This window comes from Microbacterium sp., from assembly GCF_032084865.1.
In the GTDB taxonomy this organism is placed as follows: domain Bacteria; phylum Actinomycetota; class Actinomycetes; order Actinomycetales; family Microbacteriaceae; genus Microbacterium.
Map to the genome: position 1 here is coordinate 1 of NZ_DAMDLU010000082.1, position 12,651 is coordinate 12,651.

12 protein-coding genes and 1 pseudogene are annotated in these 12,651 nt (G+C 70.0%); 10 read left to right on the forward strand and 3 right to left on the reverse strand.

Annotated elements, in window-relative coordinates:
* A pseudogene (locus RT309_RS09635) lies at positions 1 to 219 on the forward strand (ABC transporter ATP-binding protein); the annotation flags it as partial.
* Complete coding sequence (locus RT309_RS09640) at positions 216 to 1,235, forward strand: ABC transporter permease (RefSeq protein ID WP_313356654.1); 1,020 nt, start codon at positions 216 to 218, stop codon at positions 1,233 to 1,235. The pseudogene RT309_RS09635 and the gene RT309_RS09640, both read left to right, overlap by 4 nt.
* 23 nt (positions 1,236 to 1,258) lie before the next feature.
* On the opposite strand, the gene RT309_RS09645 is transcribed toward RT309_RS09640, so the two are convergent.
* Complete coding sequence (locus RT309_RS09645; protein ID WP_313356655.1) at positions 1,259 to 1,657, reverse strand: pyridoxamine 5'-phosphate oxidase family protein; 399 nt, start codon at positions 1,655 to 1,657, stop codon at positions 1,259 to 1,261.
* Between the two features lie 71 nt (positions 1,658 to 1,728).
* On the opposite strand from RT309_RS09645, the gene RT309_RS09650 reads away from it, so the two are divergent.
* The 3 genes from RT309_RS09650 (at position 1,729) to ligD (ending at position 6,560) form a co-directional block, all read left to right on the forward strand.
* Complete coding sequence (locus tag RT309_RS09650) at positions 1,729 to 4,215, forward strand: UvrD-helicase domain-containing protein (RefSeq protein WP_313356656.1); 2,487 nt, start codon at positions 1,729 to 1,731, stop codon at positions 4,213 to 4,215.
* Between the two features lie 64 nt (positions 4,216 to 4,279).
* Positions 4,280 to 5,422, forward strand: coding sequence for an SseB family protein (locus tag RT309_RS09655; RefSeq protein ID WP_313356657.1), 1,143 nt, complete (start codon positions 4,280 to 4,282; stop codon positions 5,420 to 5,422).
* A gap of 76 nt (positions 5,423 to 5,498) precedes the next feature.
* Positions 5,499 to 6,560: a non-homologous end-joining DNA ligase gene (gene ligD / locus RT309_RS09660; RefSeq protein ID WP_313356658.1), complete on the forward strand. Its 1,062-nt coding sequence runs from the start codon at positions 5,499 to 5,501 to the stop codon at positions 6,558 to 6,560.
* Positions 6,561 to 6,611: 51 nt separating this feature from the next.
* Here the strand turns inward: ligD and RT309_RS09665 are convergent, their stop codons facing one another.
* A complete protein-coding gene (locus tag RT309_RS09665) occupies positions 6,612 to 7,646 on the reverse strand; it encodes an ATP-dependent DNA ligase (RefSeq protein ID WP_313356659.1) in 1,035 nt (344 codons plus the stop codon).
* A gap of 86 nt (positions 7,647 to 7,732) precedes the next feature.
* On the opposite strand from RT309_RS09665, the gene RT309_RS09670 reads away from it, so the two are divergent.
* A complete protein-coding gene (locus tag RT309_RS09670) occupies positions 7,733 to 8,236 on the forward strand; it encodes a hypothetical protein (protein WP_313356660.1) in 504 nt (167 codons plus the stop codon).
* A 14-nt stretch (positions 8,237 to 8,250) separates the two neighbouring features.
* Here the strand turns inward: RT309_RS09670 and RT309_RS09675 are convergent, their stop codons facing one another.
* Positions 8,251 to 8,910 carry a TetR family transcriptional regulator gene (locus RT309_RS09675; RefSeq protein WP_313356661.1) on the reverse strand — a complete coding sequence of 220 codons (660 nt, stop codon included), beginning with the start codon at positions 8,908 to 8,910 and terminating at the stop codon, positions 8,251 to 8,253.
* A gap of 145 nt (positions 8,911 to 9,055) precedes the next feature.
* Here RT309_RS09675 and sucC point away from each other — a divergent pair, with 145 nt between their 5' ends.
* The 4 genes from sucC to RT309_RS09695 all read left to right on the forward strand — a co-directional run bounded on the left by sucC (position 9,056) and on the right by RT309_RS09695 (position 12,555).
* The gene (gene sucC / locus RT309_RS09680; RefSeq protein WP_025103777.1) at positions 9,056 to 10,222 is read left to right on the forward strand and encodes an ADP-forming succinate--CoA ligase subunit beta; all 1,167 of its coding nucleotides are present in this window, start codon (positions 9,056 to 9,058) and stop codon (positions 10,220 to 10,222) included.
* Between the two features lie 28 nt (positions 10,223 to 10,250).
* Positions 10,251 to 11,153, forward strand: coding sequence for a succinate--CoA ligase subunit alpha (gene sucD / locus RT309_RS09685; RefSeq protein ID WP_313356662.1), 903 nt, complete (start codon positions 10,251 to 10,253; stop codon positions 11,151 to 11,153).
* A gap of 105 nt (positions 11,154 to 11,258) precedes the next feature.
* Positions 11,259 to 11,864, forward strand: coding sequence for a hypothetical protein (locus RT309_RS09690; RefSeq protein WP_313356663.1), 606 nt, complete (start codon positions 11,259 to 11,261; stop codon positions 11,862 to 11,864).
* A gap of 118 nt (positions 11,865 to 11,982) precedes the next feature.
* Entirely contained in the window at positions 11,983 to 12,555 is a 573-nt protein-coding gene (locus RT309_RS09695; protein WP_313356664.1) for a copper chaperone PCu(A)C, read from the forward strand.
* The last annotated feature ends 96 nt before the right edge of the window (positions 12,556 to 12,651 follow it).

Sequence of the window (12,651 nt, forward strand, 5' to 3'; positions counted from 1 at the left end):
GACCGCGGCGACGCCCTGCTCGTCGTGCCCGACGACGCGGCCGCCGTCGGCGCGCTGCGCACCCTCGTGTCCGCCGGTCTGGCGGTTCTGGAGTACAGCCCCGCGCAGAGTGCCCTGGAAGCGTCGTTCCTCGCCCTCCGGCATCCGGGATCGCCGCCGGCGCCGGCACCTGCACCACCTCCGCCGCCGGCGGCACCGCAGGAAGGAGCCGCGTCGTGAGCGCATCCCGCATCCTCACCATCGCCCGGCTCGAGCTCACGCAGCGGCTGCGCAGCGTGGGCTGGTACGTGCTGCTGGGCATCTTCGCCGTGCTGCTGCTGGGCATCACCGCCCTGTCGTTCCTGGTCTTCTCGAACAACGAGCTGCCGGGCGCCGGCGTCTTCTCGATCATCGTGAACTTCGTGCTGCTGCTCGTGGTGCTCGTGTCGCCGACGCTCAGCGGCAACGCGATCAACGGCGACCGCGACGCGGCGACCCTCGCGCCGATCCAGGTGACCGCCGCGACCACCGGCGACATCATGCTGGGCAAGCTGCTGGCCGCCGTCGCGACCGGGTGCGCGTTCCTGCTCATCGCCGTGCCGTTCCTCGCCGCCGGGCTGGTCGGCGGCGGCGTCACGCCGGGGATGTTCTTCGTCTCGCTGCTCGTGCTGCTGGCCGAGACCATCGTGGTGGCCGCGATGGGTGTGGGGCTGAGCGGGCTCATCGCGCGCCCGCTGTTCTCGATCGCCGCCACCTACCTCGTCGTCGCGGCGCTGGTGATCGGCACGCTGATCGCCTTCGGGCTCGGCGGAGCGGCACTGCGCACCGAGTTCACGCAGCAGGAGCGCATGTGGGACGACTCAGGCGAGCCGATCTGCGACCAGTGGCAGGAGTACAGCTACGAGCAGCCGCGGTTCGACCTGGTCTGGGGCTTCCTCGCGGCGAACCCGTTCGTCGTGCTGGCCGACGCCACGCCCACCCCGTTCGTCGACGGCTATCCGCAGGACCTGTTCGGGCAGGTGAAGTACGGCGTTCGCATGGCGCAGGTGCGGCCCGAGCCGCAGCGCTGGGATCCGTGCGAGAGCGGCGGACCGGTGGCCTCGCCGACCCCCGAGGAGCAGATGCGCGGCACGGTGCCGAGCTGGTTCGTCGGGCTCGGCATCCAGCTGGTGATCGCCGGAGGTCTCTTCGCCGGCGCCTGGTCGCGCACGCGCACGCCCGCTCGGCGACTTCCTCCGGGAACACGCATCGCGTGAGGGCCGGCGCCGCGCCGTGATGCTCAGTGGCGCCGGCGCACGCGTCGGCCGGAGATCGAGCTCGGCGAGAAGCGCAGCGGCAGCGATCTGTCGCCCTCGGCCCACGGGCTGCGCCGCGAGGCGCCGGGCACCGCAGCCAGCTCGTCGTCCGTCATCTCGGAGACGGTCCCGCCCAGCAGCACGCTCCAGCCCGAGCCGGCGAGATCGTCATGGTGATCCACCTCGAAGGCCACCCGCAGGGTGCTCTCGGTCAGCGCGCGGAGCAGACCCGTCGGCGCGGTCCGGATGACCACGTCATCGGCGTCGACGAGGTAGTTCACGGGGATGATCTGCACGCGGTCATCCGCGACGAAGCCGACCCGCCCCACGGTCGTCGCCCTGAGCAGCTCGCGACACTCCTGCTCGCTCAACTCGGTCATCATCTCGGCACCGTCCTCCCGGCTCGCTCCGAGCGTACCCCGGTGTCGGATGCCCCGAATAGACTCGAAGTGCCATGACCGACGCCCCTCTCATCGTCCCCGCATCCTCCGGCCCGCGCCCCTCCGACGGCCGTGACGAGCTGCTCGCCGGACTCAATCCGCAGCAGCTCGAGGCGGTGACCCACCGCGGCAGCGCACTGCTCATCGTCGCCGGTGCCGGGTCGGGCAAGACGAGCGTGCTGACCCGGCGGATCGCCCTGCTGCTGCGCCAGCGCGAGGCGTGGCCGAGCCAGATCCTCGCGATCACGTTCACGAACAAGGCGGCGGCCGAGATGCGCGAGCGCGTCACCGGTCTCGTGGGCGACGTCGCCCGCGGCATGTGGATCTCGACCTTCCACTCCGCGTGCGTGCGGATCCTGCGGCGCGAGGCCGAGCAGTTCGGCTTCACGAAGTCGTTCACGATCTACGACTCGGGCGACTCCCGCGCGCTGCTGAAGAGACTGGTGAAGGACCACGACGCCGATGCGTTCGGCATGACTCCCGGATCGGTGCAGTCGCGCATCTCGAAGCTGAAGAACGAGCTGACGGATGCCGAGGGCTTCGCCCGTCAGGCGAATCTCAGCGACCCCGCCGAACGCAAATTCGCCGACGTCTTCGCCGACTACCAGCGGGCACTGCAGAAGGCGAACGCCTTCGACTTCGACGACCTCATCGGCCAGACCGTCTACCTCTTCCGCGCCTTCCCGCACGTCGCCGACGTGTACCGCCGTCGCTTCCGGCACATCCTCGTCGACGAGTACCAGGACACCAACCACGCGCAGTACGCTCTGATCCACGAGCTGACCAGGCCGGTCTCGGGCGAGGGAGCGGAACCCGAACCATATGCGATGAACGGCATGATGATCTTCGAGCCGGACCCTTCGACAGGCTCAGGGACCCAGAGGGCAGCTGATGCCGAGGGGGCGTCGCTGACGGTGGTCGGCGACTCCGACCAGTCCATCTACGCCTTCCGCGGCGCCGACATCCGCAACATCAGCGAGTTCGAGCGCGACTTCCCCGGAGCGAAGGTCGTGCTGCTCGAGCAGAACTACCGGTCGACGCAGAACATCCTGTCGGCGGCGAACGCCGTGATCGGCAACAACTTCGATCGCAAGGCGAAGAACCTGTGGAGCGACCGCGGACCCGGCGAGAAGATCGTGGGCTTCACCGGCTACTCGCAGCACGACGAGGCCCAGTTCGTCGCCGACGAGGTCGAGGCGCTGCGGCGCGCGGGCATCCCGTACTCCGAGATGGCCGTCTTCTACCGCACCAACTCGCAGTCGCGTGCACTGGAAGAGATCTTCATCCGCTCGGCCGTGCCGTACAAGATCATGGGCGGCACGAAGTTCTACGAGCGCGCCGAGATCAAGGACGCCCTCGCGTACCTCGTCGCCGTGGCGAATCCGGCCGACGAGATGGCCGTCCGTCGCATCCTGAACAAGCCCCGGCGCGGCATCGGCGACGTCACCGAGACGTCGATCGCGCGCTTCGCGGAGGAGCACGGACTCAGCTTCCGCGATGCGCTGCGCAATGCCCCGCTGCTGGGTGTGGGCCCCAAGATCCAGGCCGCGATCATGCAGCTCGACTCGGTGCTGAACCAGGCGGCCGAGATCCTCACCCCGTCGTCGGGTGAGGTGCCGCCGGCGAGCTCCGTCGCCGAGGGGCTCACCGTGCTGCTGAACGGCAGCGGGTACTTCGACATGCTGCGCGCCAGTCGCGACCCGCAGGACGAGGCGCGGCTCGAGAACCTCGACGAGTTCGTCGCCGTGGCGCGCGACTTCGCGCGCAACAACCCCGACGGTGCGATCGCGGACTTCCTCACCGAAGTGGCGCTCGTGTCGGATGCCGACGATCTCGACGACGAGTCGGGGGTGGTGTCGATGATGACGATGCACACCGCCAAGGGGCTGGAGTACGACGCGGTGTTCGTGACCGGCGTCGAGGAAGACCTCATCCCGCACCGGATCTCTGCGGGCGAGCCCGGCGGGCCGCAGGAGGAGCGCCGGCTGTTCTACGTCGGTCTCACCAGGGCCCGCAAGCGGCTGCACCTGTCGCTGGCGATGACCCGCGCGCAGTTCGGCGAGGTCTCGGTCGCCATGCCCAGCCGGTTCCTGCAGGAGATCCCCGGTGATCTCATCGACTGGCGCCAGTCGCCGGGAGACGTGAACTCCCGCGGCGGGACGCAGTCGCGCGCGTTGAACGCGCGCCGAGCCGGCGGCTGGGGATCGAGCGGCGCGGGCCAGGGGCGTGACCGATTCAGCCCGCAGCCGCTGGCACGCAGCGAGTCGCTGAAGCCGCTGGCGACGGCGATGGACCGCTTCCCGAACAAGGTCACCGGCAAGGTCCGCGACAACGGCGAACTCGAGCTGGCATCGGGCGACCGGATCCGCCACGATGACTTCGGCGAGGGGCGCGTCGAGGCGGTGACCGGCGAGGGAGCCAAGCGCATCGCGCACGTGCGTTTCGACTCGGCAGGGCAGAAGAAGCTGCTCATCAAGATCGCACCGATCACCAAGCTCTGAGACATCCGGCAGCCCTGTGGCGCCGGGCGGCTCGCGCGCATTCCGTGCGGTTAGGCTGGCTCACATGGCCCTCTTCTCCCGCCGCAAGAAGTCCGACGACCAGCCGACCGCCCCGGTGGCACCCGCAGCTGAGGCCGAGACCGTCGACGAGCCGGCGGCCGAGGTGGCGGCCGAGCCGGTGCCGGAAGTCAGCATCTCGGTGCAGGCCTTCCGCGGAGTCGGCGCCGACGCCGGTCCCGAGGTGAGTCTGCCGACCGAGAGCACGTCCGAGAGCGCTCCGGCGCCCGCACGCCCCTCATCGCCTTCGGCTCAGCGGCTCCCGGGGGAGCAGCAGGATCTCCCCGGCGCCGAGCAGACGGTGCCGCGCCTTCCGCTCGCTCCGGCGATGCCGCCCGAGCAGACCCACACCGTCGACGGACTCACCGACAACGTCCTGCTTCGGGAGGCGCTGGCCGAGCTGCAGGAGGGGGCGACCAACGAGCAGCTGCTCGGCGTGATGCGACAGTCGCTGCAGGGGCATCTCTACCTGCGTGTGCACGGAGACGCCCGCGAGCAGATCAGCTCGGGCAAGCCGCTCTCGGTCGGGGTCGTCCGCGACGGCGAGCGCTCGTTCATGCTCGCCTACAGCTCCGGCCGCGCCCTGCAGCAGTCGCTGGAAGGGGCCGAAGACGCGGCGGCGACCTCGGCGATCGCCCAGCCGACGACAGCGGTCTACCAGCAGGTGATCGGCGGCGGATTCACCGGCATCATCATCGACAACTCCTCCGCGCCGCATCGTGCGGTGTTCCCCACCGAGCTGCTGCAGAAGGCCGTCGAGCAGGCGGACGAGAACATGGCGGTGAAGAGCGCGCTGGCCGCAGCCCGCGACGAGCAGAGCGCCGTCCGAGTGGCAGAGGCGCTCGCCGGCACCCGCTGCTGGGTGGCCGTCAACGACGGCTCGAACGGTCAGCCCGTCGGCATCGCCGAAGCCCATGCGACCGACGGACGCCGGTTCCTGCAGGTGTTCTCGCACCCGCTCGAGGTCGTGGCCCTCGGCCGCAAGGAACAGCCGCTGCCGTTCCAGCCCGAGCAGCTGGCGAAGGTGCTCGGCGAGCACTCCGGGCTCGCGGGCGTGCTGGTCGACATCGCGGGTCCGTCGATCGCGATCGAGCGTGATGCGCTGAGCGCCGTGCTGGTGCTCGGACTCGAGATCGGCGACGACGACTGATCCGAACGGCACAGCTGCCGCGCACACCGGTCGCGAGCCCCTGTGCTCGACGTCTCCGGCGCTCTAATGTCGGAGCATGGCCTCTGAGCGAGTGAAGCTGAGCGTGCAGGATCCCGACGGCGAACGCGTGGTCGACCTGTCGAGCCCGAACAAGGTGGTCTGGCCCACAGACGACGGCGACGGCATCACCAAGGCCGAGTACGCCGACTATGTGCAGCAGGTGGCGGAGGCGTTCCTGACATCCACCGGCCATCGACCGGTGTCACTCGAGCGGTTCCGCGACGGCATCCGGGGCGAGCAGTTCTTCTCCAAGAACCCGCCCAAGGGCACGCCCGACTACGTCGAGTCGGTGATGTGCACGTACAACAGCGGGCGCCGGCATCCGCAGCTCGTGCTCACCCGCCCGAGCGCGATCGTGTGGGCGGTGCAGATGAACACCGTCGTGTTCCACCCCTGGGCATCCCTCGCGGCGAACACCGACAACCCGGTCGAGCTGCGCATCGACCTCGACCCGCAGCCCGGCACGGGGATCGCGCAGGCCGTCCCCGCGGCGATCGAACTGCGTGAGGTGCTGCGCGAAGCCGGGCTCGACCCGTTCATCAAGACCAGCGGCAACCGCGGCCTGCACGTGTTCAGCCCGATCGTGCCCGAGTGGGAGTTCCTCACCGTGCGCCACGCGGTGATCGCCGCCGGGCGCGAGCTCGAGCGCCGGATGCCCGATCGGGTCACGACGAACTGGTGGAAGGAGGAGCGCGGCGAGCGGATCTTCGTCGACTTCAATCAGGCGAATCGCGACCGCACCATCGCCGGTGCGTACAGCCCGCGGGCCCGGCCCAACGCGCCCGTGTCGACGCCGATCCACTGGGACGAGCTCGACGACCTCGACCCGTCACGGTTCACGGTGCGCACCGTGCCCGCACGCCTCGCCGACATCGGCGACCCGTGGGCGAGCATGCAGGACTCTCCCGCCCGGATCGACACGCTGCTCGCGTGGTGGGAGCGCGACGTCGAGAATAGGCTCGGCGAGCTGCCGTTCCCACCCGAGTTCCCGAAGATGCCGGGCGAGCCGCCGCGCGTGCAGCCGAGCAAGAAGGTCGCCGAGAACTGGGACGAGAACGGCGAGCGCGTCGACGACTGACAGCGGCCGTCCTGGTGCCGGGGTCGCTTCCGAGCCGGGCGAGTTCGGCGGCTACTGGAGCACGTCCGCCAGGTCGTATCCGGCGACCGTCTCGAGCTGGTCGTAGGTGCACGAGCGGGCGTCGCGGTCGGGCCGCCAGCGCTCGAACTGCACGGTGTGCCGGAACCGGTCGCCCTCGAGCTGGTCGTAGCGCACCTCGAGCACGCGCTCGGGACGCAGCCGCACGAACGTCATGTCCTTCGCGCCCGTGAACCGCGAGCGCTCGCTCTCGCCGGTCACCGCGTCGCCCGCCTCGTCGCGCACGACCAGCGGGGCGAGGTCGTCGACGAGCTTCCGGCGCATGGCATCCGTCCAGGCGGCGACGCCGCCGACCTGACGCAGGCTGCCTGACTCGTCGTACAGCCCGACCAGCAGCGAGCCGACGCCCGAGCCGCTCTTGTGCACGCGGTAGCCGAGCGCGACGACGTCGGCGCTGCGGGCGTGCTTGATCTTGATCAGGGTGCGCTTGCCGGGTGCGTACGGGTCGTCGAGCGGTTTCGCGACGACGCCGTCCAGGCCCGCGCCCTCGAACTCCGCCAGCCATCGGCGGGCGAGGTCGGGATCGTCGGTCGTGCGGGTCAGGTGCAGCGGATGCGGGGCATCCGACAGCATCCGCTCGAGTCGCGCCCGCCGCTCGCGGAACGGATGCTGCTGCAGATCCTCCTCGCCGTCGGCGAGCAGATCGAAGGCGATGAACATCGCGGGGGTCTCGGCGGCCAGCTTCGCCACTCGCGAGGCGGCCGGATGGATGCGCTGGCTGAGCGCCTCCCAATCGAGGCGCTGGGCGCCCGCGGGCCCGGTCGCCACGACGATCTCGCCGTCGAGCAGACACGGCCTCGGCAGGATGGCGGCGAGCTGCTCGACCAGCTCGGGGAAGTAGCGGGTCAGCGGCTTCGCCCCGCGCGAGCCGATCTCGAGGGTCTCGCCGTCCCAGGCGACGAGCCCGCGGAAGCCGTCCCACTTCGGCTCGTACAGCAGCGGGCGCTTCGCCGGGTCGGGGATGGATGCCGCCGCTTTGGCGAGCATCGGAGCGGGGATGTCGTACATGTGCCGGTCCTCCCGTGTCGGATCAGACGAGTCTGGCACGAGAGGACCGGCGACACGGGGGCCTTGCGGATGAGAGAATGAGAGCAATGAACGAAGTACAGGGCCCGACCCCCGCAGGAACCTCCCGTCCGTATCGATCTCTCGCGGAGGCGCTGCGCGCGCACCGGATCCCCGTCGAGAATCACGAGTTCATCGCCGCGGTGACCGAAGCCGTCGGAATCAGCAGCTACATCGATCGCGGCAGGTACATCGAGGCGATCCGCCGCACGTCCGAAGCGCCCCTGCACATCGGCCGGACGTACATCAACGGCTTCGCCGAAGACGAGCAGGTGAGCGTGGGCGGCCGGGTGCTGCCGCTGCTGGCCAGCGAGGGACGCGCGCCGTACTTCTACGTGACTCAGCCCAGCGCGCTGCCGGCCACCTCGGCGGCGAAGCGCCCGGCATCCGCCGCCCGCACCCGTGCGGCATCCCGCCCCGCACCCGAGCCGCGTGCGCCCAAGGCCACGAACCTCGCCGAGCGCGACTACGGCGTGTGCGACGTGTGCTTCATGGTGAAGAACGCGTCGGGCAGGTGCGGTTGCGACGAGTGACGTCGACCGCCGCGTCAGGACAGCTGAGCCTGCACGCGCCGTGAGATCTCGGCGACCGGCATCGACCGCGGGAACACGGCGACGACGACATCGTCGTCTGCCGGGGTGACCTCCTCGGGCAGCACGCCATAGCGGCGGCGCACATCGTCGAGGGCGTCCCGCAGCACGCTCAGCTGCACGCGACCGCCGCGCAGCAGCTGGCGCAGCACGTGGTTGTGCACGGCGGTGATCAGGGCCGAGAACCCGACCGCGTCGATGGGAGCGATGCCCGGCAGGGAGTCACGCAGGTACTCGTCGAACAGCCGCTCGTAGCGGAACACCGTGACGATCTCGCGATCGCGCAGCACCGGCACGTCGCGCACGATCTCGTACCGTCGACGGGCGAGCTCGGGATCCCGGGCGAAGTGCGTGAACACGCGCTCCGACGCCTCGCACACCGCGGCCCACGGGTCGTCGTGCGATTCGGACAGGAACTGCCGCAGCTCATCGAGCAGCGCCTCGTGATCGATGAACACGACGTCCTCCTTGCCGCCGAACTGGCGGAAGAAGGTCGACCGCGAGACGCCCGCGGCCTTCGCGATCTGCTCGACGGACGTCTGATCGAAGCCCTGAGCGCTGAAGAGTTCGAGGGCCGCGGCGACCACGCCGGTGCTCAGATCTGCGGATTCGTGCATGGCGAAAGCCTAGACCGCGGCGTCCTGTTGCGCGCCGGTCGACGTCACGGGGCGCCCAGATCGCGGTAGTAGGCTGGGGGACTGGTCGATGTCTCGACATCGAGAGAATCACCAGACCAGACCGCAGCCCAGTGAAGGAAGCACAGTGGATCTGTACGAGTACCAGGCACGAGACGTTTTCGAGAAGTACGGAGTGCCGGTCCTCGCCGGCATCGTCGCGGACACCCCCGAGGAGGTGAAGGCGGCTGCCGAGAAGATCGGCGGTGTCGTGGTCGTCAAGGCCCAGGTCAAGACCGGAGGCCGCGGCAAGGCCGGCGGCGTCAAGGTCGCCAAGACCCCCGATGAGGCGTACGAAGCCGCGAAGGCCATCCTCGGGCTCGACATCAAGGGCCACGTCGTCAAGCGCGTCATGGTCGCGCAGGGTGCGCGCATCGCCGAGGAGTTCTACTTCTCCGTGCTGCTCGACCGCGCCAACCGCTCCTACCTCTCCCTGTGCTCCGTCGAGGGCGGCATGGAGATCGAGCAGCTCGCCGTCGAGAAGCCCGAGGCCCTCGCCCGCGTCGAGGTCAACCCGCTGACCGGCATCGACAAGGAGAAGGCGGTCGAGATCGCTCGCGCCGCGAACTTCCCGGAGGACCTCGTCGAGAAGGTCTCCGATGTGTTCGTGAAGCTGTACGACGTCTACAAGGGTGAGGACGCGACGCTCGTCGAGGTCAACCCGCTCGTCCGCACCGAGGACGGCGACATCATCGCGCTCGACGGCAAGGTCACGCTCGACGACAACGCCTCCGAGATCCGCCACCCCGAGCACGAGGCGCTCGAGGACAAGGACGCCGCCGACCCGCTCGAGGCCAAGGCCAAGGCGTCCGGCCTCAACTACGTCAAGCTCGACGGCGAGGTCGGCATCATCGGCAACGGCGCGGGTCTGGTCATGTCGACGCTCGACGTGGTCGCCTACGCCGGAGAGAACCACAACGGCGTGAAGCCCGCCAACTTCCTCGACATCGGCGGCGGCGCCTCGGCCGAGGTCATGGCCGCCGGTCTCGACGTCATCCTCGGCGACCCGCAGGTCAAGAGCGTGTTCGTCAACGTGTTCGGCGGCATCACGGCGTGCGACGCCGTCGCCAACGGCATCAAGGGTGCCCTGGAGACGCTGGGCGACACGGCCTCCAAGCCGCTCGTCGTCCGCCTGGACGGCAACCGCGTGGACGAGGGTCGTGCGATCCTCGCCGACTACGCGCACCCGCTCGTGACCCTGGCCGCGACGATGGACGAGGGCGCCGACAAGGCCGCCGAGCTCGCCAACGCCTGACGCTTCGACAGGATTTAAGGAACAGAACATGTCGATCTACCTCAACAAGGACTCCAAGGTCATCGTCCAGGGCATCACCGGCGGCGAGGGCACCAAGCACACCGCGCTGATGCTCAAGGCCGGCACCCAGGTCGTCGGCGGCGTCAACGCCCGCAAGGCCGGCACCACCGTCTCGCACACCGACAAGGACGGCAACGCCGTCGAGCTCCCCGTCTTCGGCTCGGTCGCCGAGGCCATGAAGGAGACCGGCGCCGACGTGTCGATCGCCTTCGTCCCCGGCGCCTTCACGAAGGACGCGATGATCGAGGCCATCGACGCCGAGATCCCGCTGCTCGTCGTCATCACCGAGGGCGTGCCCGTCGGCGACTGCGCCGAGGCGTGGGCGTATGCCACCGAGAAGGGCAACAAGACCCGCATCATCGGCCCGAACTGCCCCGGCATCATCACCCCGGACGAGTCGCTGGTCGGGATCACCCCGGCGAACATCACCGGCAAGGGCCCGATCGGCCTGGTGTCGAAGTCGGGCACGCTGACCTACCAGATGATGTTCGAGCTGCGCGACCTGGGCTTCTCGACCGCCATCGGCATCGGCGGCGACCCGGTCATCGGCACCACGCACATCGACGCGCTCGCCGCGTTCGAGGCCGACCCCGAGACCAAGGCCATCGTCATGATCGGCGAGATCGGCGGCGACGCCGAGGAGCGTGCGGCCGACTACATCAAGGCCAACGTCACCAAGCCGGTCGTCGGCTACGTCGCGGGCTTCACCGCTCCCGAGGGCAAGACGATGGGCCACGCCGGCGCCATCGTCTCGGGCTCGGCGGGAACCGCGCAGGCCAAGAAGGAGGCCCTCGAGGCCGCCGGCGTCAAGGTGGGCAAGACCCCGTCCGAGACCGCCGACCTGATGCGCGCCATCGTCGAGGCTCTCTAGTCGCGAAGAGCGTCCAGCACACGCACGATGGCCCCGGGATCGGATCCCGGGGCCATCGGCGTCTTCACCCGCGGCCCGGCGGGGCGGACATGGCAGGATTGAGGCATGCGCTCCTCGAGACTTCCGCAGCTGCTGCGCGGAACATCGTCGGCGCTGGTGGCCACCTTCACCGCACTGCTCGGTCACGTCTCGGCCGGGGGAGCGATGCCCGGCGTCCTCGGAGTCGTCGTGCCGCTGGTGCTGTCGAGCATGATCAGCGTGCTGCTCGCCGGACGACGACTCTCGCCGGCACGGCTGCTGCTCGCCGTCTCGGCCAGTCAGTTCCTGTTCCACGAGCTGTTCGTCCTGGGCTCCTTCACCCCCGTCGGCGGCCTCGCCGTGCACCAGCACGGGCTGCCGGCGGCGCTGCCCGGCGGTGAGGCGAGCATCGCGGCCCCGGCCGCGGGGATGTGGCTCGGTCACGTGCTCGCCGCTCTCCTGACCACGGCGGCACTGCACCGCGGTGAAGTGCTGCTGACGGGGCTCGGACGGCTCGCCGGACGGCTGACGACCTGGCTCGTCTCCGCCCTCGTCGGGCGTCTGCCCGCGGTGACGCCCCGGCCCGGTCTGCGCTTCCCCCTGCGCGCCGCGGATGACGGAGCGCTCGACACGGGCATCCGCCTCATCCGTCTCCGGCCTCGTCGGGGACCCCCGCTGCCTTCCCGCATCTGAGAGGCGTCGTTCATCCGGATGACGCCGTCCGCGCCTGCGCGCGGACCGCGCACCCGCCACCGAGGCGGGCGTGCTTCGTCGTGCGCGCACGGCGAGAACAGATCTGAAAGGCATCACCATGCACACCACCGACCGTCGATTCACCCGCCCGGCCCTCGTCCTCGCCGCCGCGCTGCTCGTGCTCACCGGCTGCGCCCCCTCGACCGCAGCGCCGAACCCGAGCGCGTCCGCCCTGCACGGCTCCGACACAGCCGGGCAGGCAGTGACCATCGAGGACGCGTGGGTCAAGTCGGCCGCCGACGGCATGACCGCCGGTTTCGGCATCCTGTCGAACCCCACCGACCGAGAGATCACGCTGGTCTCGGCGCGCTCCGACGCCGCCCAGCGCATCGAACTGCACGAGACCGTCGCCGACTCGGCCAGCGGCGGCACCACCATGCGGCAGGTGCAGGGCGGGCTGGTCATCCCCGCCGGCGGCACCCTCGCGCTCGAGCCCGGCGGCGATCACCTCATGCTGATGGGGCTGACCGCACCGCTCGAGGCCGGCCAGGAGGTGCGGTTCACGCTGACGTTCTCGGACGAGTCGACCATGTCGTTCGCTGCGGACGTGAAGGACTTCACCGGCGCACAGGAGCATTACGAGTCCGATCACGACGACCACGGCGAGCACGATTCGGACCAGGGCCACTGATGACCGCGCGCAGCGATCACACCGCGCGCGCAACGCGGCCGGCGACTCGCCCCACCCGGCGGCAGTTCCTCCTCGGAGGGGCAGCCGCCGGGGCGG